Origin of the sequence: Streptomyces sparsogenes subsp. cuspidosporus, from assembly GCF_039532705.1 — a bacterium.
In the GTDB taxonomy this organism is placed as follows: Bacteria; Actinomycetota; Actinomycetes; order Streptomycetales; family Streptomycetaceae; genus Streptomyces; species Streptomyces sparsogenes.
The window spans coordinates 1-24784 of the sequence record NZ_BAAASD010000072.1 but is presented as its reverse complement, the minus strand read 5'-3'; the positions used below and the strand labels follow the sequence as shown (position 1 = coordinate 24784).

Sequence of the window (24784 nt, the reverse complement as noted above, 5' to 3'; positions counted from 1 at the left end):
GGTTGAGGTGGACATCGTGCCAGTGGAGGGCGAGCGCTTCCCCTTTGCGCATGCCAGTACCGATGAGAAGTTCACACAGATCCGCGATGAGTGGGTCGGCGTGGTGGCAGTAGCGCAGGAAGCGGGCGGCTTCCTCGGCCGTCCAGATCCGACGCTCGGCCGCTGCCGGGCGGGGCAGGACGGCCGGACGTGCGGGGTTGTGGGTGAGGCGGTGCTGGCGGACGGCGTCGCCCAGGGCGCTGGAGAGGGTGGCCAGGCACCGGTAGACGGTCACTTGGCCGCGGCCTGCGGCGAGCTGGGTGTGAACGAATCCGGCGATGTGGCGGTGGCCGAGCTCGTCCAGCTTGAGCGTGCCCAGGGCGGGGATCAGGTCGCCGGTGACGTAGTCGCGATAGCGGGCCAGCGTGGTCGGCTTGAGCACGTACGCCTTCGTCTCCAGCCAAGTGGTGAGGTAGTCGGCGACGGTCTGGTTGGGGTCGCCGTTGAACCCGCCGGCCTCGCCTTCGAGGATCTGCTGCAGCGCGGCTTGGGCGGCGTTTTGGGTGGGGAAGCCGCCGCGGCGGATGGTCGTGCGGCGGTGGCCGGGGGAGGGGAGGTCGACGGCGAAGGTCCAGCTGCCGTGGTCACTTTCGGTGGTCAGTCGTGGGCAGTGGGCTCCGAGCTGGTGGCGGTGTGCGTCGCGGCATCCGCAGCGCCGGTAGATTCGGCCACGGTGGGTGACGGAGCGCATGGTGATCGCCTCCTGGAGTGGTGCGATGTGCCGACGATCCCAGTCTCCGCCGAGCCGGGCACACCATGCGATCACCTCAGGCTCCACAGGCCTCTGAGCTGGGTCTTCCCCTTGTCGTAGCCACAAGTGCGGAGAGCTGCTGTCAGGCCACGAAGGCCCAAAATAGTGTGCCAAGCACCCGGAAACTGCGTCACCCGAGATGGCCTGCGGTCTCGGGCCCGCGGGGCCGAGGCCCTGGCCGAAGCCGCCCTCGAAGCGGTCGACCGGCAGCACGCCGCCTTGCCAGAGAAGAGGATGATCATCCAGGGCTGCAGTAGCCCACGCCAGGCGCATCGGACTCGGGCCTCACTGCGAACAGGGTCTGAGGCGCCGGTAGTAGGTGGCCCCAGAGAAGGCCGGCCAGGAGGCCGCCGACCTGATCGCAATCGCTCGTCCACCCCGTGTCTGCGGTGTTCCTGAACCGGCTGCTCATGGCAAACAGTTCTGACCGCGTAAAGTCCTACCCTGTGGCTGCTGTGGCCTCGGCTGCCCGGGCCCCAGAGTTTTCCAGCCAGGCCACATCCTTATGTAGCCACGTCGGCTCGGCGGGGACGTGGTCTTTTTCGGCCGGGCTCGGGTTGGTGTGCTCGCCGGTCAGAGCAATCACTGCCAGGCGCGTTGGATGGCTCGCCGCTCGACGATGGGGGAGCGGTGTCACCGCTCTCGGTGCAGCACTGCCTCGTTCCTCTGTCCGGACGGAGCTGCCTCGGTAACTGTGCGCAGCTTGTACCGCGGCGGGAAACTCGGGCGGGGCTTGGCGGGAGGTTCCCGGCTCGACCAGTTGTTCACGCTGGTCATCTGAGGGTGGGGTTCCTCTCGCGCTGTGGAAGGGGGCCCGCACATCTCTGGTGTCTCGCCTACGGCCGAGGGGCGGGGTGCAAGAGTGGCGGGCCTCGGTCAGTGATCGTTAGTAGGTGGTTGAGGAGCGGGGTGGGGTTCCGAGTGATCACTAAAGGCGTGCTGGAGGTCGTGTCAGACGGGTGGCTGTAAGTCACCCGTCCAGTGGGTACGTGATCTGCTTCACGTTGACGGAGGGAACCAGAGGGCCGTTAACTCGCTGCGCATTTGAAAATCTTGTGACTCTGGGGTGGGGACTGTGGAGTTGGGGTGGAGACCGTGGTGTGCGCGAGCGCGAAGACGCTGGTTATTTCCTGTGGTCGGTGGGGCGCTCGCGACGGAGATGCTGCTCTCCGTTCTGTCGCCGGTCGCGTCCCTCTCGCCTGTCGCGCATGCGGCGGCACCCGCGTCGGAGCTGTCGGAGGAGTCGGCGTCTGCACGGGCAGTGGCATCCGGCGAGCCTGTGGAAGTGACCTCGGCGCGGACTGAGTACTCGCAGACGGTGGCGAACCCGGACGGCACCTTCACCCTCACCCAGTCGACGGAGCCGCGGCGTGCGCGTGCCGCTGACGGTACGTGGCGCGACATCGATGTCACGTTGCAGAGGTACCCGGACGGCAGAGTGGGGCCGAAGTCCGCCGTGGTGGAGTTGTCGTTCTCCGGTGGCGGGAGCGGCTCGGGCATGTTGGCCATGGGGCGTGGTGAGCAGGAGTTACGGCTGGGCTGGCCCGGCTCGTTGCCGGCGCCGACGCTGGATGGGGCCACCGCCACGTACCCGGATGTTTTTGCGGGGGTGGATCTGCAGCTGACGGCGACGGCCGAGGGCTACCGCGAGGTGCTGGTGGTCAAGACGGCTGAGGCGGCGGCCAACCCGGAGCTGGAGAAGATCAAGCTCACCGCCACTGGGGATGGCCTGAGCGTGGTGCCGGGTGCCGGTGGGGGTGTGCGGGCGGTTGACGCGGATGGCAACGCGGTGTTCCGGGGCCCGGCGGGGCGGATGTGGGATTCCGCAGGTGGAGACGCCACGGGCTCGCGCAGCCAGTTCCGGACGGTACCGTCGGGTAAGCAGCGGAGCTTGAGCGACACCAAAGATGAATTGGCTGAGCCGGGCGAGGGTGATGCGACCGCTGAATTGCCGGTGACCGTCGGGAACGGCAGCGTTTCGGTGGAGCCGGACCTGGAGTTGCTGCGCGGGGAGAAGACCGCGTATCCGGTGTTCATCGATCCGTCCGTGGGTCTGGGGGCGTCGGAGTGGACGAAGCTGTCGTCCGACGGGGACAGGTTCTGGAAGTTCGACGAGCCGAAGGGTGTCGGCTTGTGCGGCAGCGCGGATGGCTACTACTGCGGGTCGGGCTACCGGGACCGGATGTACTTCGAGTTCGGCGCGTCGAAGCTGGCGGGTAAGCATGTGCTGGACGCGACGTTCCGGGCGTATGAGACGTGGTCGTTCAACTGCAACCCGTACTGGGTGGACCTCGAGCGGACCGACAACATTTCCGAGGGGACGCGCTGGCCGGGTCCGAAGCAGTTGGATCAGATGGGCGACCGCTACGTATCGGCCGGCCGGGGGGATCTGTGCAGCCCGGAGCAGCCGAACAAGTGGATCGAGTTCAATGACAACCCGGACGAGCCGGATGAGAACCTCACCTCCACGGTGCGGTCATTGGCGGACGGCAAGATATCCCGGCTGACGCTGATGCTGCGGGCCAAGGACGAGGGCGAGCCGCGGGCCTGGAAGCGGTTCGACTCCAACGCGGAGCTGAAGGTGTGGTACGCGCACAAGCCCGGCGTGCCGACGTCGGTCGGGGCCATCCCGGGCACGGGCACCAAAGCGCAGTGCCGTTCTTCATCGGATCCGCTGACGGTGACGGTGGACACGCCGACGGTCCAGGCGCGTGTGCAGACGAAGGTCGAAGCCCATGAGGGCGATGAAGAAGGATCCTTGCAGGCGGAGTTCGTGATGCAGCGCAGCAGCACTGACACGAACTCGGGATCCTGGTCGCAGGTGTGGAGCGATTACAAGCCGGACAGTGGCTGGGATCCGGACGGCACGCTGGAGAAGACGACGACGGACAAGCGGGCCGATGGCGGGCTGTACCGGTTCCGGGCACGGACCCAGTCGCACTGGGCGTACAACGGCAAGTCGGGCGATCTGTTCTCGCCCTACTCAACATGGTGTTACCTGCGGATCGACTCCACCGCGCCCAAGGTGCCGGACATCGTTCCCGGCGCCCCGTACACCGAGTGCACGGCCAACGACTGCGCAGCACACGGTGGCCCGGGCAAGCCGGGGACCTTCACCTTCAAACCGAACGCTGCCGACAAGGACGTGAAGGCCTACCGGTGGCGGCTGCTGACCTCGGATGCCGATGCGACCAAGCGGGTGACTGCCCCGACCACGAATGCTTCGGTGCAGGTGAAGGACGTCAAGCCTGGCCTGCCTGGCACGCAGACGCTGTCGGTGGAGGCCAGTGATCTGAAGCTGGACAAGGAAGGGCGGGTGCGCTGGGGACCCCCTGCTGAACTGGCCTTCAAGGTGGCGGCTGCTCCCGGGCCGACCGGGCGGTGGCGATTCGACGACGGCGGCCCCGGGTCGGGGTTGACGGTGGCGAAGGACACCGGCGAGGTGGGCACCCGCCACAACCTCGTACTGCGGGACGAGGCCGGCACTGGCTGGTCGACCCTCTCCAGGCGAGGTGCCGGCGACTATTCGCTGCGTCTGAACGACAACCTGAGCGATCCATCCCGGCAGGTGGGCTATGCCTCGACGGATGGCGCGGCGGTGAACACGCAGGATTCGTTCACCGTCTCCGCCTGGGCGTATCTCACCGACGCGTCGACTAATCACGTGGTGCTGTCGGCACCGGGGGAGTACGGCTCGGCACTCACCCTCTACTACTCGGCCGCCTACAAGAAGTGGGTCTTCAACCGGACTGACCGGGACAAGAACGATCCGGTGTACATCCGCTCGCTGGCGGATGCGGAAAGTCCTCCCTTGCGGGTGTGGACACACCTGACCGGCGTCTTCGACACCCAAGGCGACGCGGACAAGAGCAACGACACGATCCAGCTGTTCATCAACGGACGTCCCCAGGGCGACCCGATTGTCCTGGCCGACGTGGCGCCCACGTACGAGCCGTGGACGGCCGACCGCAACCTGATGATCGGACGGTCCAAGGTGGCAGGAGCGTACGGCGAGTACTTCCTGGGCCGCGTCGATGAGATCGCCGTCTGGCAGGACGCCCGCACTCCTGAGCAGATCCGGGAAGAAGACCGGCTGGACAAGGACGGAGTACCCGCCAACGAACTGGTGGCACACTGGGATGCCACCATCTCCCAGGGCAGTCAGGTGGTGGAGAGCCCGGAGGATCCGGATGACCCGGCCAGCACCACCTTCCCCTACCGGCGCGGCCCCATGACACTGTCCGGGTCAGGCGCGGCACTCACGGGCGAGGACGCGACGGCGCTGGTGCTCAACGGCAGCTCTGGGTACGCCTCGGCAACGGGTCCGGTGGTTGATGAGACCGGCTCGTTTACGGTGTCGGCGCGGGTGCGACTGAACAAGGCGCTGCTGGCGGCCAAGCCGGTCGGCTACCGGGGGCTGGTTGCCGCGCAGGCCACACCGGTCGGCAAGGAGTCGTCGTGGGCGTTGTGGGTGGAGAAACCCGCGGAAAATGTCTACTGGTGGAAGTTCGGGCGAACCTCGGTGGACAGCAACGGCAAGGTCACTGACACGGCGATTGACATGGGCCAGGAGCCGGTCGGTGACAAGGAGTGGGACACCTGGGTGGATGTGACCGGTGTCTTCGACTCCGGGCTTCCTTTCACGGGGAGCGATGGCAGTGAACGCTTTGGCGCGGCACAGCTTTTCATTGGCCAGTTCGCCCAGCAGGGCGGTGATGACCTCGGGCTGGATACGGTCCAGCAGGGTGGCGGGTCCCTCTCGGCGGGCCGGGGCTCGGGTGGCGGCGCCACGGGCCATTACCTTCCGGGGGACCTGGCGAAGGTGCGCGTTTGGGTCGGCGCGATGACGCGCGACCAGGTGATGTCCCAGATCGCACAGCCAACGACCTAGGGTCCTGTCTTCCTTCCTCTCTTCTGCTGACCTTTGACGGTGTGCGGGCGCGTCGGCGCCCGCACACGAGGAGACTTGTCATGAACCAGTTCGGGTCCGGCATGCCTCGGATAGGCGGCACGGCACGCAGGAGACGGTCCTGGGAGAGACGGTTCGCCGTCTTGGCGGGGTTCGCCCTGGTGCCGGGGCTGCTGTCTCCGGTCGCTTTTGCTGACGAGCCGGATCCGCTCGGCAAGCCGAAACTGACGGCACCCCGCTCCTCAACGGTCTCCCCGCTGACCAAGAAGGCGAACGACAAGAACGCCCGCGTGGTCAAGGCATCCGAAGCCGCCGACCGAGCCGCGGCCAAGCAGGCGAAGGCGGATCAGAGCCGTTCGGTGACGTGGCCGCGGGGGGGCCAGGAGACTCTCACGCTAGGCACCGAGAAATCCGTTAAGGCGAATCCAGGCGCCCTCCCGGTGACATTAACTGCGCCCAGCCTCGGGAGGGATGGGAAGAAGGAACGCATCGCCGAGACCGTCACGGTCAAGGTTCTGGGCCAGGAGGCAGCCAGCAGGCTCGGGGTCAAGGGCGTGGTGCTCACCGCCACGGGTCCCACGGGCGGGGGCAGGGCCCGGCTCGCGGTCGACTATTCGGCGTTTGCTTCCGCCTACGGCGGTGACTGGGCCGGGCGGCTCCAGGTGGTGAAGCTTCCGGGCTGCGCGCTGAAGGACCCTGCGCGGGCGCACTGCCGTAGCCGCGAGACAGTGCTTTTTACCAATGACCGGGCCGGTCGGCGTCTCGAGACCACGTTGTCCTTCGCCTCCGCACCCGCAGGGCAGTCAGTGGTGTTGGCCCTGGCAGCCGGGACCAAGTCGGGGTCCGGCGACTACAAGGCCACTCCGCTCGCGGCCTCCTCGACCTGGGAGGTCGGCGGCTCGTCCGGCAGCTTCACCTGGTCGTACCCGTTGCGGACCCCGCCCGCCGCGGCGGGGCCGTCCCCGGACCTGTCGATCTCCTACGACTCGGGCAGCGTGGACGGGCGCACCGCGTCCACGAACAACCAGGGGACCGCGATCGGTGAGGGTTTCGACCTCACCTCGTCCTTCATCGAGCGCAAGTACGGTTCCTGTGACGACGACGGGCAGGACGACAAGTTCGATCTGTGCTGGAAGTATGACAACGCCTCCCTCGTCCTGAACGGCAAGGCCACCGAGCTTGTCAAGGACGACACCAGTGGCCGGTGGCGGCTGAAGAACGACGACGCCTCCACCGTCGAGCACCACACCGGCGCCGAGAACGGTGACGACAACGGCGAGTACTGGACCGTCACCACCGGCGACGGCACCGTCTACACCTTCGGCCTCGACAAGCTCGACGGGGCCGGCGCGGACGACCGCACCGCTTCGGTGTGGACAGTGCCGGTCTTCGGAGACGACGAGGGGGAGCCCGGCTACGCGGATGGCAGCAGTTTCTCGGGCAGGGACAAGAAGCAGGCCTGGCGGTGGAACCTCGACCTGGTCGAGGACACCCACGGCAACGCCATGACCTACTGGTACAAGGCCGAGGAGAACAACTACGACAAACTCGGCGACGACAACACCGGCACCGGCTACATCCGCGGCGGCTACCTGAAGGAGATCCGCTACGGCCAGCGCAAGGATGCCCTGTTCTCCGCCACCCCCGCCGCCTCCAACAAGGTCGTCTTCGACTACGCCGAGCGGTGCCTGGCCTCCGGCACCGGCTGCGACTCGCTCACCAAGGACACCCGCGACAACTGGCCGGATGTTCCCTTCGACGCGGTGTGCAAGGACGACGACAAGTGCACCGGAAACGTCGGCCCGTCCTTTTTCACCCGCAAGAGGATGACGGGCATCACCACCTACGCGTGGAACGCCGCTGCCTCCACCCCCGGCTATGCCGCCGTCGACAACTGGACACTGAAGCAGCTCTACCTCGATCCGGGCGACACCGGTGACACCAGTGACCAGTCCCTGTGGCTGGACCAGATCAAGCACACGGGCAAGCGCGGCAGTGACCTGGCCCTGGACCCGGTGAAGTTCACCCACGTCTTCCTGCCCAACCGCGTCGACGGGGCGAGCGACGACATTCTCTCCCTCGACAAGCCGCGCCTGAAGACGGTCACCTCCGAGGCCGGGGCGCAGACCATCGTCAGCTATGCGGAGGCCGACTGCGTGGCCGGGCAGACGATGCCCAAGGCCGACGAGAACACCCGCCGCTGCTACCCGGTGTACTGGTCGCCGAACGGCGAGAAGAACCCGGTCCTGGACTGGTTCCAGAAGTACCCCGTCACCGCCGTGTCCACCTCCGACCCGTACGGCGGCTCGGAGGCGGTGCAGAACACCTACAGCTATGAGGGCGGGGGTGCCTGGCACTACAACGACGACCCGATGACCCCGGCCAAGGAACGCACCTGGTCCATCTGGCGCGGCTTCGGGAAGGTCACCCACCTCACCGGGGACCGTGACAACACGCAGCTGAAGACGGTCACCGTCTATCTGCGAGGGATGAACGGCGACCGCGTCCTGGGGACGGACGGCAAGACGCCCGACCCGGACAAGCGCAGGCAGGCCAAGGTCACCGGCATCAAGGGCGAGGCCATCACCGACTCGGACCAGTACGCCGGGTTCACCCGCGAGACCGTCACCTACAGCGGGGACACCGAGGTGTCGGGCACGGTCAACGACCCGTGGTCCAAGCGCACCGCCACCCAGCACAAGTCGTACGCCGACACCGAGGCCTACTACGTCCGAACCGCCGCCACCCACACCCGCACCCGCATCACCAGCGGCCTCACCCCCGTGGACCGCGTGCGGACCACCGCCACCACGTACGACGACTACGGCATGGCCCAGACGGTCGAGGACCGCGGCGACGACGCCAAACCCAAGGACGAGACCTGCACCCGCACCTGGTACGCGCGCAACGATGACAAGGGCATCAACGCGCTGGTCTCCCGCACCCGCACCACCTCACAGCCCTGCGACACCTCTGATGCCGATCTGGATTTGCCCGCGGACGCTGACCGTCAGGGCGACGTCATCTCCGACACGGCCATCGCCTACGACACCGCCACCTGGAACGCGTCGCAGAAACCCACCAAGGGCGAGGCCCAGTGGACCGGGCGGGCCAAGGGTTACGGGACCGACAACACCCCCGCATGGCAGCAGACCGCCACCACCACCTACGACAGTCTCGGCCGTCCCACCGTGGTGAAGGACGCGCTGGACCGCAAGATCACCACCACGGAGTACACGCCCACCGGCGCCGGACCCTTGACGTCGACCACCGTGGCTGACGCCAAGAGCTTCAAGACCACCACAGCCCTCGACTTCGCCACCGGAGCCGCACTCAAGGTCACCGACCCAAACGACAAGATCACCGAAAGCGAGTACGACGCGCTCGGCCGGGTCACCAATGTATGGCTGCCGAATCATCTGAAGGTTCTGTTCAAAAACCCCAGCCTGGCTTACGCCTACCACTTCAACAGCACGTCGCTGCCCTGGATCTCCACCAGCACACTCAAAGGCGACAGCTCCGGGTACAACACCACTTACGAGATCTACGACTCGCTCCTGCGCGCCCGCCAGGTCCAGTCACCCACACCCGTCGGCGGTCGGCTGATCGGCCTGACCCTGTATGACGACCGGGGACTGGCGGTCAGCTCTCAGGCGGACATCTGGGACGAGACCGCGTCCCCCTCGGGCACACCCGTGCAGACCGAGGGCAGCCAGGCCCCCGTCCAGACCGACACCACCTACGACGGCGCCGGGCGGGCCACCAAGACGGTCACCAAGAACTACGGCGTCACCCGCTGGACCACCGAGACCACCTATACCGGCGACACCGTCGCCACCAGCGCTCCCGCCGGCGGTCAGGGCGTCGCCGAGGTCACTGATGTCCGCGGGCAGACCACCGAGCGCCGCGAATACGCGAGCCCCAAGCCGTCGGGCACCGAATTCGCCACCACCGGCTTCACTTACACCCTCGGTGGTCTGCAGAAGACCATCGCCGGTCCGGACAAGGCCACCTGGTCCTACTCCTATGACCTGGCCGGACGGCAGGTCGAGGCAGACGACCCGGACAAGGGCAAGACGACTACCAGCTACAACGCCCTCGACCAGGTCACCAGCAGCACCAACGCCGAGAAGCAGACCCTCGTCTACGACTATGACGAGCTCGGCCGCAAGACGGGCATGTGGAGTGGCACCAAGACGGATGCCAACAAGCTCGCCGCCTGGACCTTCGACACTCTGGCCAAGGGGCAGCAGGACGCTGCCGTCCGCTATGACGGAGGCCTGGCCGGCAAGGCGTACACGCGGAGAGTGACCGAGTACGACAGCCTCTACCAGGTCAAGGGCAGCGAGCTCACGCTGCCCGACGAGGATCCGCTCGTCAAGGCGGGGGTACCCAAGACCCTGGCCTTCACCACCGGCTACCGCCTCGACGGCACCATCAGCCAGAGTCGTGAACCGGCCGTTGGCGGACTCGCCGCCGAGACCGTCTCCTACACCTACAACGCCACCGGTCAGCAGCTCACTTCGCTGGGCACCACCGGATACCTCCAAGGTGCCACGTTCTCTCCGCAAGGGGACCTGCGTCAGCTGACCGTGGGCATGTCCGGGACCAGCTCGGCGAAGAAGGCCTACCTCAACTATGACTACGAGCCCGGCACCCGCCGTCTGACCCGCTCCTACGTCACCGACGACGTCCACGGCTACATGCCGCAGGAGCTGAAGTTCACCCAGGACGACGCGGGCAACGTCACCTCCATCTTCGACAGTACGACACTGGGCGGCACGGGCAAGGCCGACTACCAGTGCTTCGCATACGACGGCTACCGCCGTATGACCGAGGCCTGGACCCCGGCCACCGCCAACTGCGCCACCACTGGCCGCACCACCGCCAACCTCGCCGGCGCCGCCCCCTACTGGACCAGCTACCACTACAACACCGCAGGCCAGCGCGACGAGCAGACCGAACACACCACAGCCGGCGAGACCAAAACCACCTACACCTACGGCACGCAGACCGGCCAGCCCCACCCCCTCACCAAAACCGAGACCAGCGGCGGCACACCCCGCACCTACACCTACGACAAGACTGGCAACACCACCGGCCGCCCCGGCACCCAGGCCACCCAGACCCTGACCTGGAACCCCGAAGGCAAACTCGCCACGACGACCGAACCCGCGGCCGGCAGCAAACCCGCCACCGCCACCGGCTACCTCTACGATGCCGACGGCGAACTCCTCATCCGCCGCGCCACCACCACCGACGGCGACACCGTCCTCTACCTCGGCGCCACCGAAGTACGGCTCACCGTCAAGGGCGGCACCAAGACCCTGTCCGGCACCCGCTACTACACGGCCAACGGCCAGACCATCGCCGTCCGCACCGCCAGCACGGCGACCACCGGCACCAAACTGTCCTTCCTGGCCGCTGACCACCACGGCACCTCCAGCATCGCCCTGGACGCCACCACCTACGCCATCACCAAGCGCTACACCACCCCCTTCGGCGCCCCACGCGGCCAAAAGCCACAAGCCTGGCCCGACGACAAATCCTTCCTCGGCAAACCCGCCGATAGCACCACTGGCCTCACCCACATCGGCGCCCGCGAATACGACCCGATCCTTGGTCAATTCCTCAGCCTCGACCCACTCCTTAGTCCTGGGCAAGCCCAATCCCTCAACGGCTACAGCTACGCCAACCAGAACCCCGCCACCGCGTCCGACCCCACCGGCCTGTGCATGGACCCTGGCAACGGACGCTGCATGCCGACCAACGGCGGCGATGTAGGCAAAGACGCACCACCGGAGGACCGCTACCCCAGCGGCGGCGGTCACGGCGGTGGTGGTGGCGGTAACGGTGGTCACAAAGGCACCGCGTCCACATCCTCATCCACCCCGATCCCCAGGCCCAGCGCAGGGCCCCCGCCGAAACCCGGTCCCTACAAGGATACGAAGGTCAATACAGGGATATTTGGATTCTTCTCGAGCGTGGCGAAAACAGCCGTGGACCTCGCCCTCCCGGACCCGAGCGAGTGGGAGAAGTGCGGGAGCTTCGAGCTTTCCGGCTGTTTCTGGGCGGCAACCGACCTCCCCACACCCGGTAAGGCATTCAAGGGGCTGAAGCTCTTCAAGAAGGGGCGCAAGGCAGAAAAGGAGGCTGACGACGCAGCAGACGCCCTCGAAGAAGCAGCCCGAAGGTGCCACAGTTTCACTGCGGGAACAGAGGTCAAACTCGCCGACGGCGACAACAAATCAATCGAGAACGTCAAGGTCGGCGACAAAGTACTCGCCACCGACCCTCAGACAGGAGAAACCACCGCACGTCCCGTCGTCGCCACCATCGTCACCAAAGACGACAAGAACTTCACCGATCTCACGATCAACACGGACACCGGCCCCGCGTCCATCATCGCCACCGACACCCACCCCTTCTGGGTAACCAGCGAGAACCGCTGGGCAGACGCCGGCGACCTGACCGCCGGCATGAAGCTCCGCACGGCCACCGGCGCCACGGTCACCGTCACCGCCGTACGCCACTTCACCAAGCAGCAACGCACCTACGATCTCACCGTCGACAGCATCCACACGTACTATGTGCTGGCAGGGGCTACGCCGGTACTGGTTCACAACAGCAACGGATGTGGCGTCGCCCGTAACGAGAAGGGGCAGTTCACATCTGGAGAGAACGCGGATGCGGCCCGTGGGCGTCAGACGCACTTGAACTACAGGAATGCTCTGGGAGCTGGGTACGACTTCGAAGTCACGCTTCCGAGCGGGCTCCGGCCTGATGCGGTCGACTGGAAGAACCGAGTTGTGCGTGAGTTGAAGTCGGATGCGAAGAGCAGCCAGGCGACGGGGCGGCGGCAGTTGCAAAAGTACGTCGCCGAGTTGGAGGACATGACCGGTCAGAGCTGGACTGGCCGTCTCGATACGTATAAGAGGTTCGGCTGATGGTTAACTCGATCCTCCTAGAGGCTCTCAACGAGGTCTTCAAGCCGCTGGGGTTTCGAAAAAAGTCGGCAAACTGGTATAGGGTGGCAGGCGATCTCTATTGTGTCGTTAGCGTCCAGGAGTCCAGTTGGGACGAGTCGTGCTATGTGAATATCGGATTCGCTCCGGCGGTCAAGGTCAAGGCGGGGTGGCTCCCCGAGTCAAAATGTCTCGTCAGGTTCAGATTGGACGCAATCACCTCCATTTCCCGTGAAGGGCTCGACCTTCTATATGGTGAAGTGGTGGAGGTGCGTGGAGAGGGCGGCCTTCGTGTGGATATCGTCGAGAAGGTTGCATCTCCGGTGGCGCGGGCGGTCAATTCGATTGAGAGCATCCATGATCTGAAGTCTCTGCTGCGCACGAGTGTTAGCGATCAGGTGTTTATCCATCGCGAAATCAGGGATGAATTGCTCGCAGAGGGATAGCGTAACGCCCTTGACGTGAGTCAGAGAGTTCGCTGTGGCGGACTTTGACTGATTGAGTGTCGTTTTTCGACAGGAATCGCACTGGCGGCGGCAGATGACGGCAACGGCGGCGGACACCTGGTGTCCCCCGCCGTTTGCCGTGCGTGTGTCAGGGGCTGCCGAGCGCGGTGCTGAGGGTGTGGATGGCGTCGCGTTGGAGGCGGAGCCGGACGTGGGCGGACCCCTGTTCCAGGAGCAGGGTGGCGGTGGAGTGGCGGAGGTCGTGGAAGCGGATGCGGCGGAGGACGGCCTTGCGGAGGAGCGTGGCGAAGGTGCGGCTGAGGTTGGTCGGGTCGATCGGGCACGCCCTGCCCAGGCCAGGCTCCACCGGGTCATCCTCGGAAGGCTGTGGCAGATGATGAAAACCTAGCCAGCCAATTCGATAAGCGGGATTATTGCAGGATGTTGAACGGGGCTGCCCCCAAGGTTCATCCCTCCCAGGCCGTTGAAGGCAACAACAACTACGTCCTGCATCATCGAGTGCCCATTCGGCGTGGTGGGGGGTTTATGACTTAGACAACCTCGTGGTGGTCACTTCCAGGTATCATGACGATGTCCTCGATCCTGGCTACCTATAAAAAATAGGAGTCTTTCATGCCTCTGGGTGACCTGACGCGGGAGCAGCTAATAGATTTGATTCCTCGGATCATTGTATTCGACGGCACGGAGGAGGAGGTGGACCGCATGGAAGCGTTGTTCGAAGAGAATGTTCCCTACCCTGGTGCATACTCGTTGATCTATCATTCCGACCCTGAAATGACGCCCGAAGAAATTGTTGACAAGGCCCTGTCTTACAAGGCGATCGCTCCCCCATACGCATCCGAGACGTGACGACGCCGGCTACGCCCGGGAGTGTCTAATCAACGGCGGATCCGATGATCAAGGAGACGCCTGATGAGCGAGACCATCACCGAGCACGAGGCCATGGAGGAGCCGGTCGTCGAGTCGACCGCGGAGTCGGTGTCGGACGAGCAGCTGATCGCGATGCTGGTCGACCGTGCGCGTTCCGAAGGGCTGCAGTTGACCGGGCAGGGCGGGCTGCTGCAGCAGCTGACGAAGCGGGTGCTGGAGTCCGCCCTGATACGCGGGCCGACCTTGAATACCTCAACGCCGCTGACCTGCGCGAGCGGACTGCTCGTGGAGCCAAAGCCGTGGCACAGTTGGTGTTCACCGAAACGCCGATGAGCACATCACTCGGTGAGGGATACGTGTGTTTGGCGCGGCTGGACGAGTACTACCGTTTCATCACGTCCGACAACGAGGCTTTGCGCTTGGAGCTGTTCGAGTCCAATGTCCGCGACTATGCGGGATCCACGACCGTGAACAATGCCATTGGTGAGACCCTGAGGTCCGGGACCGGCGAGGACTTCTGGTGGTTCAACAACGGTGTCACCGTCGTCGCGGACGCTGCGCAGATCGCCGGCAAGAGGATCGTGATCAGGGAGCCTCAGATCGTCAACGGGCTACAGACCAGCCATGAAATCTACAGCTACTTTCAGAATGGTGGTCAGCACCGCGACCGGTCTCTCCTCGTGAAGATCGTGGTTGCGCCCGAATCCGGCACAGCTCGCGACCGCATCATCCGGGCGACCAACAGCCAGACCCAGTTGCCCGCTGGCGCCTTGCGAGCCACCGAGTCCATTCAGAAGGACATCGAGGAGAGCCTCAGTCACGCGGGCGGCTACTACTACGAGCGCCGGGCCAGCTACTACCGCAATCTGGGGTTCCCTCTCGACCGGGTGGTCAGCATGGCCAGGCTTGCCCGCGAGTTCACCGCCTTTGTGCTGCGCGAACCGCATACCGCACTGCGGCACTCCGATGCGCTGCTGCTTGACGATCAGCACTACGCCCAGATCTTTTCCCCACGACACGATCTGGACATCTACCGTCTATGTCTTGATGTGCACACCAGGCTGCGCACTTTTCTCACCCACTATGCCGAAGACCGGCCTTTGCTGGGTGACTCGCTTGAAAACTGGCTTTACCCGCTGGCAGCCATGTCCGCCTACACACTCACACGGCTACGGCAGCCTTCGCCGCGGGATCTTCTCAACATCGACCTCGGCCATCTCAGCGACAACCTGATGTTTCGTATGACAGGAACTCTGGAGCAGAGCTTCAAGAGCGTCCTGCGCCGTAACAAGGCCGGCGGGGTGGACCGGATCGCCCGTACCCCTGACTTCACCACCAAGCTTCGCCAAGCCGTCGTGTCCCAGAGCCGTTACCACATCGAGGGCTGAGTATTTCGGGAATGCAATGTGCCGGGCCCGCCGGCCGGTCAGGAGCAGCCTGTCGGAAGGACGGGATGAGATCGGCGTGCACGTGGTCGCGGTAGCGGGCGAACGTGGTGGGTTTGAGCACCTTCTCCTTGAGACGCAGCCACTCGGCCAGATACGTGGCCAGGGTGAGATCCTCGCTGCAGTCCAGGCCGGTCCGCTCGGACTCCAGGGCGCGCTCGAGCGCTGTCTTGCCGGCCTTGCGCGTGGCGAGTCCGCTACGGCACAGCGGATGGCGCTTGCCGTCGGCCGAGGGCAGGTCGACAGCGAAAGCCCAGGATCCGTGCCTTGAACCGTCTTGCAGTCGGGGGCAGCTGGCGCCGAACTGCCGGCCGTCCGGGCGACGGCAGCCGCAACGCCGGTACACCCGGCCGCGTTCAGGAGACTGAGAAGCCACTTGGTTCACCTCCGGTGGGGGAGTGCGTGACTCCACCCTGGAGGCGCCGATGCCCGGTGTAACAGGTGGCTGATCCTGGCGTAGCAAGGGCGACTGCCATCACCTTGCCATCACAAGAAGTTTCCCAAAGACGTTGACCGGCAGCGACCCCTTTGGAGAGTCATCGGCCCCTCAAACGAGGGGCCGATACTCGTCACAGGTTTGGGCATGACCGTGACACCAGTGCCTATCGAGGACGGGAGGGGGAGCTGGGTCATTCCGGGGAGGCAACGAACAGTCAGTCGTGGGCGAAGCGTGCGTCGTACACGATCGCTCGCGCTTCCCCTTCGGCGATCGCGGAGCTTCGTTCGTAGTGGCAGACCAGACACTGGCCGGTGCCAATCTGCATGCCCAGCCCGTGGCCGGCCTCTGGGCTGAACGCCGTGTAGTTGCAGACCGGGCAGTACTGCAAGTCCAGGCCGGCCGGGTTGTGCTGGGGGTGGTAGCCCTCGTGAGTCTCGGCGCTTCCGCTGCCCGGCGATCGGCCTCTTCCTTGGCCTAGACGCTCCAGTCTCTTGAGCGCTCGTGCCGGTTCGCGGTGGTTCTCCTTGCTCGCGCTCCGCTCGTACCGGTCCTCCCGCTCGGCGTCCAAGACCATCGGACTTGTGTGGTCGTCCAGGGCAAGCAGCGCGTCGACATGTCGCCGTTCAAGGGGACGACCTCCCTCCCGGCCGTGACGTATCGGCTGTGTGGCCTCCAGCGCGTCCATCAGTGTGGCGACGTGGACCCGGGTATGGAGCGGCGGCAGCGAGGGCCGTTCAGAGGGAAAGAGGGAGTGCCTCTCGGTGACGCTGACGGGCGGCTCCTCGACGGTTACAGGGTGGGGGTCGGGTATCAGGTAGAACCTGGCTCGCCCGCAACTGAGTGCGCCTTCTTGCCCGCTTCGGCTTTCTCCTTGCTCTGTGAAAGTGCTTCGTGGGGGACCTGCTGCCAGATAGACATGCAGGTCATGGAGTCTGCTCCCTGCACGCGCAGGGATGGTTCCATCAGGCCATCGACCAGGACGCACGGGAGTTGCTCCCCGCACCCGTGGAGATGGTCCAGTGTCGAACGGTAAAGGTCCTTGCCGAGTATCTGCGGTCCCTGGGCATGCGGCGTTGGGCCCCTCAACGACACCCAAGTGGCGTTCTCGGTCGACCTTGCTTGGGGCCAGGCTAGGGTTGCTCTTCAATCCTCAACCTGCTCAACCTCCCGCAGAGGGCAAACGGGCAAGGCCAGTGCTTGGGTGGTACGTGACGCGTCCTTCGGGGCCGCGGATGCAGGAGCCTGTCGGGGACAGGACGAGGGTCGCACGGTGGTGTACCGCAGAGTGAGGAAGTGGCTGCCACATGGCTAGCGGCGGTAGCGGGTTGTCGCCACGGAACCAGGAGTGTGGGATGGCGAGTGTGTTTCCCAGCAGGGCGCGCTGCTGAGCACGGTGGGCGGCACGGCTCTCCTCAGTGTCTTGTGCTCGGTGATCGCGCAGATCGGCTGGGAAGTCTCCTGCGGCGTCGTATGTCAGCTCGCCTTCGTCTTGTTGGTAGAGCAGGATGACGTCGATGGTCGCCTCGCCGAGGCGGGACAGGGCGGCAAGCCCACGGGACCCTGATCCACGTTCGCCGGGTCCGATGTCGCCATCGCCATTTGCCTCACCGGAGACGAGACTCGTGACCTCGATTGGGGTTCCGCCGCTGTAGGGCAGGAAGGCGCGCGAGTGGGCGTTGCTGTCCTGGTCAGCGAGCTCGGCCTGCCAGTCGGACCAGGTTTCGGTGAGCAGATTTCCCAGCGGGCTGGAAGTGGTGACGGTCGGTGGGGTGTAGACGGAGTCGATCAGTTTCCTGGTGTCCGAGGGGGTGGAGATCCTGAACCTGCAGTCCGTGTCGGTTCGCTCATGGAGGGCTCGCCAGGTAGCGGCGAGCGTGTAAGGAGCGTAGACGTAGGCGTCCGGATTGCCCGGCTCATCGATCCGTGGGGCTGGGGGCTCTACCAAGGGGAGGCCGTCGGCACCGCGGTTCCACAGCACTGTCATGCGGGCTTCCTGGAAGCCGGCCGGGCGGCCGGCATCGTTCACCGCGTGACGGTGGAGGCGGCCACAGCGCTGGAGAAGCAGGTCAATGGGGGCGAGGTCGGTGTAGAGACGGTCCGTGTCGATGTCGAGGGACTGCTCGATGATCTGGGTACCGATGACGATCAGGCGCTGGGGGCGCAGCGGATTGCGGTGGTGGCGATCGTCGTAGGGGCCGAGCAGGGTGGTGATGCGTTCTTCGACGGAAAGGCGGTCCCGGGGCAGCAACTGGCCGTGGATGAGGAGGATCTCGCTGCTTCGCCAGCCGTGCGCCGTTGCCTGTTTCAGTAGGGCCGTGTACAGGTCTCTTGCTGAGGAGATGCGGTTGCGGACGACAGCGATGATTCCCCCGGCGGCTGCTTCGGTGAGCAGGCTTTCGGCGAGTTCGTCGGGCCCGGGGTCTGGCAGAAGGTCGACCGTGGTGTCCGTCGGCTCGGGCTGATCGGTGGGCGCTGGGCGGCGTACGGTGCCGTGTTGGTCCACGACGGTGATGGGGCCGGCTGCGCCGTGTGTGTCCGGCGTAGTGCGGTGCCGGGAGCACCATGCGGTGATCAGCGCCTGTCGTGCCTCGGCGGGCAGTACAACGACCGATGCGCCGGCATCGGCGAGCCAGGAGATCGTGGCGCTGAGCAGGCATCGTTGGAAGAGTTCGTAGGCGTGTGCCTCATCGATGATCACAGTCTTATTGGCCAGTCCGAACAAGCGCAGGAACCAGTGGCGCGAGGGCTGGGAGGCAAGGGCGATCTGGTCGACGGTGCCGATGCCGAACGGGGAGACAAGACCGCGGCAGCGCAGCAGATACCAAGAATCGAGGACGATGCGCCTCTCCAGCGCGAGGTCGTCACACTCCAACGTCGGATCGCTGATGGAGTCCAGGCTGCTGAGGCTGTCCACGTCTCCCAGCACGCCGTGGGCACCGTCGATGAGCTGGTGGACGAGGGGGGTGACGCTTGCGGTGTGGTGCACCACGGCGAGATTGGCGGTCGTGGAGCTGCCCAGGGATGTGCCGAGGAAGGTACGGATCTCGTGGGCCGTCTGGTCGGTGGCAGCCCGGGTGGGCATGGCCATGTAGAGGCCGTGGTGTCCGCAGGACCGGGCCAGGTGATGGGCGCAGGACAGAGCGAGGCGCGTTTTGCCGGAGCCTGTGTCGGTCTCGATCAGTACAAGGGCGGGGCCGTCGGTCGGCAGGGCGGCCATCGTGGCGGTCTGGAACGGGAGCGGGTTGGGGGTGGCCGTGAACATCGACGACCATGTCATGGGTTCAGGCCGCCACGACTCCAGATGGAGGTCGGTGACGGCTTGGGCCGCCTGGCGCTTGGAGTCGTACCACCACTGCTCGACGGGTTTGTCGAGGCTTCGGTAGGTGAAGTGGCTTACATCGGAGGCAACCCAGTCCGCGAGGACTACCAATCCCGCAAAGAGCGGTAGGGCGCTCGGACGCTCCGGCCGGACGAGGTGGGGTAGCCGGGTGAGGTCGAGGTCCAGCAGACGGGCGAGGTTGTCGAGGATGGCCCTATGGTCCGGCTCCCACACTCTGGGCCGGGCGGCTTTGAGCGCGTTACCGATCGTGTCGGCGTTCGGGATGTGCCCGTGATGACCGCCGAGGAGGGTCGCAACAGTGTGGAGCCCTTCGTGACGTGGCCCGTTCCCGAGACATCCGAAGCAGGTACAACCGAGCAGTCGCGGAAGACATGCGGCGGTCATGTGCTCATGGCGAGCGAATGGTTCGGCGTCCAGCCGAGCGGCCAGGGGCACTCGGGCTGCGCGGGCCTCGGTCTCCCATTGCAACCCTGCCCGTCTCAGTGCTTCGGCGTCCTTGGCATAGCGGGCGCGCTTCCCGAACCGGCGCAAGAAGCAGCTTGACGCCTTCGCGAGGTCGTGGAGCGCGGCGAAGAACATCACCACACGGCGGGCGAGAACGGCTTCCTCATCGCCGAATGCCTCCGTGAGCCGGGCCCGTACGGAGACGGATAGATAGCGGTCCCATAGCTCCCCGGCGCACGCGGCTGTGTCCAGCAGATGGGCGAACAGCGGGTTCCAGGACCCTTCACCCCTCCCTCGACTGATCCCTTCGCGGTCGGTCTTGCCCCAGGGCAGCAGCCATCGGCACACGCCAGATCCTGTTTTCTGGTGATCAATCACATCAAAGCCTTCTTTTGTAGTAGTGTCACACTCCCGCCTCGTACCGTCACTCAGGAATCAAGTTCTGCCTCATGCCTGCCCGTTATGACCCGCGTAGCGAAGCCTGCCTCATGGCACTGACAGCGGCCGCCAGGCCGCAGGTCTCCAAGATCAGCCTGGTCCAGGCTCTGGAAGACTCCGACATGTTCACTGCCATCGCGGGCGCCACTCCGGGCGAGACCGTGGCGGTGATCGAGTACTTGCTGGCGCTGCTCTACGCCTCCGATCACATACCCCGCACGGATACAGAGTGGCGTGAGTGGGTCCTGCGGCGGGAGTCGCTGGCACCCGCCGCCGCCTGGCTTCGGAACGACGCCGACGAGCGGTGGAACCTCTTTGATCCAGTGCACCCACTGGGGCAGAACATCGCCCTCGCCCCTTTCATGGCCGAGCATGGCGTCGGTCCGGCGCAGATCGTGATCGAGGCTCTCGAGCGGCAGCCAGGCGGTGATGGTCGGTGGAGGAGCTCCGCGCCGGGTTCAGGGCGATGATGGGGGAAATGATCGTCCCGGCCGGGATCCGCACCCGGGCTGCGACGCTCGGCGATCGGCACGCGGTGCTCGTCGAGCCGGCCGGCACTCCGAAGGCCGGGACGATCCTCTACTTTCACGGCGGCTCTTACGTGGTCGGTTCACCGGAGACGGCGATGTCGCTGACGGGGAACCTGGTGGCCAGAACAGGGTTCAGGGCGTTCTCGTTGGATTACCGGCTTGCTCCTGAGCATCCGTTCCCGGCTGCGATCGAGGACGGGCTGAGCGCCTACCGTGCACTTCTCGACAGCGGCGAAGACCCTTCGGCGATCGCGTTCGCCGGGGACTCCGCCGGTGGCGGCCTCACCCTCACCACCTGCCTCGCCGCCCGCGACGCGGGCCTGCCCATGCCCACCGCGATCGTGGCGTTCTCCCCCGGACTCGACATGACCCGGACAGGCGAGAGCATGGAGACCAAGGCGGGCATCGACCCGTTCTTCACGCGTGAGGGCCTGGAACACACCGGGACCATGTACCTTGCGGGACAGGACCCGCACCAGCCCCTGCTCAGCCCCGCCACCCTCGCCGACCTGACCGGCTTCCCCCCGATACTTCTGCAGGCCGGCACCAACGAAATACTCCTGGACGACTCCACACGCCTGGCCACGCGCGCGAGGGAAGCCGGAGTGGACGTCATCCTGGACGTCACCGCCGACGTTCCCCATGTCTTCCAGGCGTTCGCCGGCGTCCTGGACGAAGCCGACGAGGTACTGGAGCGCGCCGCTCTCTTTCTCAGCCAGCACATCCGCACCAGGGACTCCGCACCAGGGACACGGCACACACGTCGGCAGGCTGAAGCCCGCAGACGGTCTCATACGGACCACGGTCCGGCGGCCGACGCCCCACCTCGCTCCGAGGGCCGTTCAAGACCCCAGGGGTGCGCTCTCCGTGGGGGGTGGCTCACGCGGCCATGTCAGATCTTCTTGCGTGACGCGAGTGCAACTGGCGGTCACTGAATGGGAGTTCATCGAGCCATACCTGCCGATCGGTGAGTATGGCCCGTACCCCGAGCGGCTGCGACAGCAGTTCGAGGGCGTGATCTGGCGGTTCAAGACGGGCGGGCAGTGGCGGGAGATGCCGGCCGAGTTCAGCGCCTGGTCGACGGCCGACGGCTTTCACCAGCGCTTCGGACTCGTCCACGTCGACCACGACATCCAGGTCCGCACCCCGAAGGCGTCCTTCGCGTGGTACCGCGACCTCATCCGCGCTCAGCGCGGATGAGCAGAGCCGGATCGACAGCACGTCGCCTCCATCTGTCGCACAAAACCGATGCGGTGGGAGTTGCGAGCCGGACGGGACTGAACCGTTCCGACTTCTCTGCCGCTCCAGCGCTTCACCGAGCACCTGCGAATCGAGGGCATCGGACCCTCGATCGGCAGCGTCGGAAACGCATACGACAACGCGCTGATGGAGACGGTCAACGGCCTTTACTAGGTCGAGTGCATACGCACCAAGGTCTTCCACGACGGCCCCTGCAGGACCGTCTCCGACGTCGAGTACGCCACCGCCTCCTGGGTCGAGTGGTACAACAACCTGTGCCGCTCGAAAAGTCATCGCCCTAGGTGAGCGGGATGCGGTCAGTCCGCTGGGATCATGTCCTCCGTGATCGTGTCCTTGCTGTCCAAGGTGACCCGGAAGCTGCTGACTGTCCCATCGGTGCTCCTGCGTCGCGGGACGGCGAGGGACGCGGAGCTGTTGGTGCTGCGGCACGAGAACGCTGTCCTGCGTCGCCAGTTGGCCGGGCACCCCTCCCCGCACGAACGCGCACTGCGAACGCATCATCGGCAGCATCCGACGCGAAGCCCTCGACCACATCCTCATCATGAACGAGGCCCACGCCCGCCACGTCCTCGCGGCCTATGAGCGGCACTACAACGAATACCGACCCCACCAGGCCCGCAACCAGCTACCACCTGACGCCCACGAACTACCCGCCGCGGCGCATGGCCTCAGCAGCACCGGCAAAGTCCTGCGCACTCGGATCCTCGGCGGCCTCATCAACGAGTACAGATATGCGGCATGACATGCAGCGATGACTTTTCGAGCGGCACAGGGCCGGCGTCCTGGAGGGCAAGGATGCAGATGGTGGCCAGGCTGGTCCACCCGGGCGGGCGATGACGCAGCCGCTGGAAGAACCGGCCGGTCAGGAGTCGACCGGATCGACCGTGATCTTCCGCTTGAGGATCTTGCCGGTCGGTCCCTTCGGCAGGGCGTCGGTGAAGCGGACGAGGCGGGGGTACTTGTAGGCGGCCACGCGTGTCCTGACGTGGTCGCGGATTTCCTCGGCGGTGGCGCTGCCATGGGATTTGAGGGTGACCACGGCTGCGATCTCCTCTCCGTGCACGGGGTGCGAGATGCCGACGACCGCGGCCTCGGCCACGGCGGGGTGCTCGTACAGGATCTCCTCGATCTCGCGCGGGTACACGTTGTATCCACCGCGGATGATCATCTCCTTCTCGCGGTCGACGATGTAGTAGTAGCCCTCATCGTCGGTGCGGCCCAGGTCGCCGGTGTGGATCCAGCCGTCCCGCACTGCTTCGGCCGTGGCGTCGGGGCGGTTCCAGTAGCCCGCCATGACGTTCTCGCCGCGGACCGTGATCTCGCCGATCCGGCCTGGGGCGGTCTCCGTTCCGGTGTCGGTCACGAGCCTGAGCTCGACGTCGCGGACGGGCAGACCGATGGAGCCGGGCTTGCGGCGGCGGTCCGGCGGGTTGAAGGCGGCCACCGGGGACGTCTCCGAGAGTCCGTAGCCCTCCAGGACGGGCACGTCGAAGCGCTGCTCGAAGCCGTGCAGTACCTCCACAGGAAGCGCCGCGCCTCCGGAGACGGCCAGGCGCAGCCGGGGGCGTCGAACCCGTCGGGCAGCTCGGCGTGCAACAGGGCCGTGTACATGGTGGGTACGCCGAGGAAGACGGTGACACCGTCTCGGGCGATGGTCTCCAGGGCCGACGTCGCGTCGAACCGCGGCAGCAGGGTCAGTGTCGCCGCGGCCGAGACGGCGGTGTTGAGGGCGCAGGTCTGGCCGAAGGCGTGGAACAGGGGCAGACCGCCGAAGAGGATGTCGCCGGGACCGACGTGGAACAGCGTCTCGACGGTGGTGGCGGTGTTGGACAGCAGGTTGCGGTGCGTCAGCTGGGCACCTTTCGGGGTGCCGGTGGTGCCCGAGGTGTAGAGGATCACGGCGAGGTCGTCGTCGCCGCGCTCGATGACGGCGGGCAGGGGCTCGGCGTCGTCGAGGAGGGCCTCGAACGCCACCGGCTCGGTGATCAGGCCGTCGGCTCCCGTCTCCGCGGCCGCGGAGACGGCCTCGGCGGCCGCCGTCGGCGCGGCCAGCGCCGGCCGGGCGCCGCAGTCGCGGAGCGTGAAGTCGATCTCACGCGATTTCAGCAGCGGGTTCATCGGCACCACGACGGCACCGGCGCGCAGAATGCCGTAGTAGGCGACAGGGAAGTGGACGGTGTTGGGCATGATCAGGCCGACGCGGTCGCCCGGGCGGATGCCGCGGGCGTGCAGCGGTGCGGCGGCGCGACGGCGGTTCCCTCCGGGGCGGGCGGAGCGGGGCAGAGTGAGAGGCGGATCTCAGTGGCCGGCAGGTGCTGAGGCGGATCTCAGCGGCAGGCAGCCGCGTTCGGGCGAGTGCCCTCCCGTGCAGCGACGATCACGTCTGCGGGAGCGATGCCGCCACGCCCGGTGGACAGCTCGTCCCGGCGGCCGGGTTCCCCAGAAAGCCGCAGGCAAGGGCCGCCGGTGATGCGCAGTCAGCCATAGACGCAGCAGGTGGCGCTTGCGATCCGGCTCTCTTGTCGTCCCGACGGTGTGACCAGCGGGTTTGCCAGTGATGGCAGGCCCGCTGTTTGCGTTCGTGCGACACGTGATGACACCCCGTGAATGCTGGGACGGTGCGGTGACGGCGCCGCTGGCCAGGGGCGCCGAGACGGGGAGAGACCCGCGGTGAGCGCACAGCTTTCTGAGCCTTCAGGCTGCGCGCTTTTCTGATTGCCCGCCAGGATTCGCGGTGGCGTGCTTGTGGTATGCGCGTTCCACGGCACAGCAACGGGGAGCACGGTCACGGGGGCGCCGGCCGCCGTACCGGACGGTCAGCGCGTACCTCAGGTGACCAGCCCGTGGCGGTAGGCGTAGACGACCGCCTGGACGCGGTCGCGGAGGC

14 protein-coding genes and 4 pseudogenes are annotated in these 24784 nt (G+C 66.0%); 12 read left to right on the top strand and 6 right to left on the bottom strand.

The window, feature by feature from the left end; genetic code table 11:
- A partial coding sequence (locus tag ABFY07_RS40710) for a site-specific integrase (protein ID WP_428837100.1) occupies window positions 1-730 on the bottom strand: 730 nt, incomplete at its 3' end.
- Window positions 731-1949: 1219 nt separating this feature from the next.
- On the opposite strand from ABFY07_RS40710, the gene ABFY07_RS40705 reads away from it, so the two are divergent.
- From ABFY07_RS40705 to ABFY07_RS40695, 3 genes are all read left to right on the top strand, one after another.
- Entirely contained in the window at window positions 1950-5681 is a 3732-nt protein-coding gene (locus ABFY07_RS40705) for a LamG-like jellyroll fold domain-containing protein (protein ID WP_346179295.1), read from the top strand.
- Window positions 5682-5761: 80 nt separating this feature from the next.
- Window positions 5762-12646, top strand: a complete 6885-nt coding sequence (locus ABFY07_RS40700; RefSeq protein ID WP_346179294.1) for a polymorphic toxin-type HINT domain-containing protein — start codon at window positions 5762-5764, stop codon at window positions 12644-12646.
- Complete coding sequence (locus ABFY07_RS40695; RefSeq protein WP_346179293.1) at window positions 12646-13110, top strand: DUF4304 domain-containing protein; 465 nt, start codon at window positions 12646-12648, stop codon at window positions 13108-13110. The genes ABFY07_RS40700 and ABFY07_RS40695 overlap by 1 nt, the downstream gene beginning before the upstream one ends.
- Before the next feature lie 148 nt (window positions 13111-13258).
- On the opposite strand, the pseudogene ABFY07_RS40690 reads toward ABFY07_RS40695, so the two are convergent.
- Window positions 13259-13447: pseudogene (locus tag ABFY07_RS40690) on the bottom strand (hypothetical protein); the annotation flags it as partial.
- Window positions 13448-13497: 50 nt separating this feature from the next.
- Between ABFY07_RS40690 and ABFY07_RS43340 the strand changes: the two are divergent.
- The 4 genes and pseudogenes from ABFY07_RS43340 to ABFY07_RS40675 all read left to right on the top strand — a co-directional run bounded on the left by ABFY07_RS43340 (window position 13498) and on the right by ABFY07_RS40675 (window position 15389).
- The gene (locus tag ABFY07_RS43340) at window positions 13498-13665 is read left to right on the top strand and encodes a hypothetical protein (protein ID WP_428837099.1); all 168 of its coding nucleotides are present in this window, start codon (window positions 13498-13500) and stop codon (window positions 13663-13665) included.
- Window positions 13666-13743: 78 nt separating this feature from the next.
- Window positions 13744-13980, top strand: a complete 237-nt coding sequence (locus tag ABFY07_RS40685; RefSeq protein WP_346179292.1) for a hypothetical protein — start codon at window positions 13744-13746, stop codon at window positions 13978-13980.
- A gap of 93 nt (window positions 13981-14073) precedes the next feature.
- Window positions 14074-14229 (top strand): annotated as a pseudogene (locus ABFY07_RS40680) (IS256 family transposase); the annotation flags it as partial.
- Window positions 14230-14300: 71 nt separating this feature from the next.
- Window positions 14301-15389 carry an AIPR family protein gene (locus ABFY07_RS40675; RefSeq protein WP_346179291.1) on the top strand — a complete coding sequence of 363 codons (1089 nt, stop codon included), beginning with the start codon at window positions 14301-14303 and terminating at the stop codon, window positions 15387-15389.
- A gap of 710 nt (window positions 15390-16099) precedes the next feature.
- On the opposite strand, the gene ABFY07_RS40670 is transcribed toward ABFY07_RS40675, so the two are convergent.
- Both ABFY07_RS40670 and cas3 read right to left on the bottom strand, forming a co-directional pair.
- Entirely contained in the window at window positions 16100-16570 is a 471-nt protein-coding gene (locus ABFY07_RS40670) for a hypothetical protein (protein ID WP_346179290.1), read from the bottom strand.
- A gap of 474 nt (window positions 16571-17044) precedes the next feature.
- Window positions 17045-20047, bottom strand: a complete 3003-nt coding sequence (gene cas3 / locus ABFY07_RS40665) for a CRISPR-associated helicase Cas3' (RefSeq protein ID WP_346179289.1) — start codon at window positions 20045-20047, stop codon at window positions 17045-17047.
- Between the two features lie 110 nt (window positions 20048-20157).
- On the opposite strand from cas3, the gene ABFY07_RS40660 reads away from it, so the two are divergent.
- From ABFY07_RS40660 to ABFY07_RS40635, 5 genes and pseudogenes are all read left to right on the top strand, one after another.
- The gene (locus ABFY07_RS40660) at window positions 20158-20577 is read left to right on the top strand and encodes a type I-E CRISPR-associated protein Cse1/CasA (protein WP_346179288.1); all 420 of its coding nucleotides are present in this window, start codon (window positions 20158-20160) and stop codon (window positions 20575-20577) included.
- An 8-nt stretch (window positions 20578-20585) separates the two neighbouring features.
- The gene (locus ABFY07_RS40655; RefSeq protein ID WP_346179287.1) at window positions 20586-21572 is read left to right on the top strand and encodes an alpha/beta hydrolase; all 987 of its coding nucleotides are present in this window, start codon (window positions 20586-20588) and stop codon (window positions 21570-21572) included.
- Window positions 21544-21837 (top strand): family 1 glycosylhydrolase, encoded by a 294-nt coding sequence (locus ABFY07_RS43335; RefSeq protein WP_428837098.1) that lies wholly within the window; start codon window positions 21544-21546, stop codon window positions 21835-21837. The genes ABFY07_RS40655 and ABFY07_RS43335 overlap by 29 nt, the downstream gene beginning before the upstream one ends.
- A gap of 114 nt (window positions 21838-21951) precedes the next feature.
- Window positions 21952-22149: pseudogene (locus tag ABFY07_RS40640) on the top strand (integrase core domain-containing protein); the annotation flags it as partial.
- A 112-nt stretch (window positions 22150-22261) separates the two neighbouring features.
- Entirely contained in the window at window positions 22262-22639 is a 378-nt protein-coding gene (locus ABFY07_RS40635) for an integrase core domain-containing protein (RefSeq protein ID WP_346179297.1), read from the top strand.
- 120 nt (window positions 22640-22759) lie between these two features.
- On the opposite strand, the gene ABFY07_RS40630 is transcribed toward ABFY07_RS40635, so the two are convergent.
- Together ABFY07_RS40630 and ABFY07_RS40625 are read right to left on the bottom strand one after the other, a co-directional pair.
- Window positions 22760-23065 (bottom strand): AMP-binding enzyme, encoded by a 306-nt coding sequence (locus ABFY07_RS40630; RefSeq protein WP_346179296.1) that lies wholly within the window; start codon window positions 23063-23065, stop codon window positions 22760-22762.
- A gap of 171 nt (window positions 23066-23236) precedes the next feature.
- Window positions 23237-24087: pseudogene (locus ABFY07_RS40625) on the bottom strand (AMP-binding protein); the annotation flags it as partial.
- Between the last annotated feature and the right edge of the window lie 697 nt (window positions 24088-24784).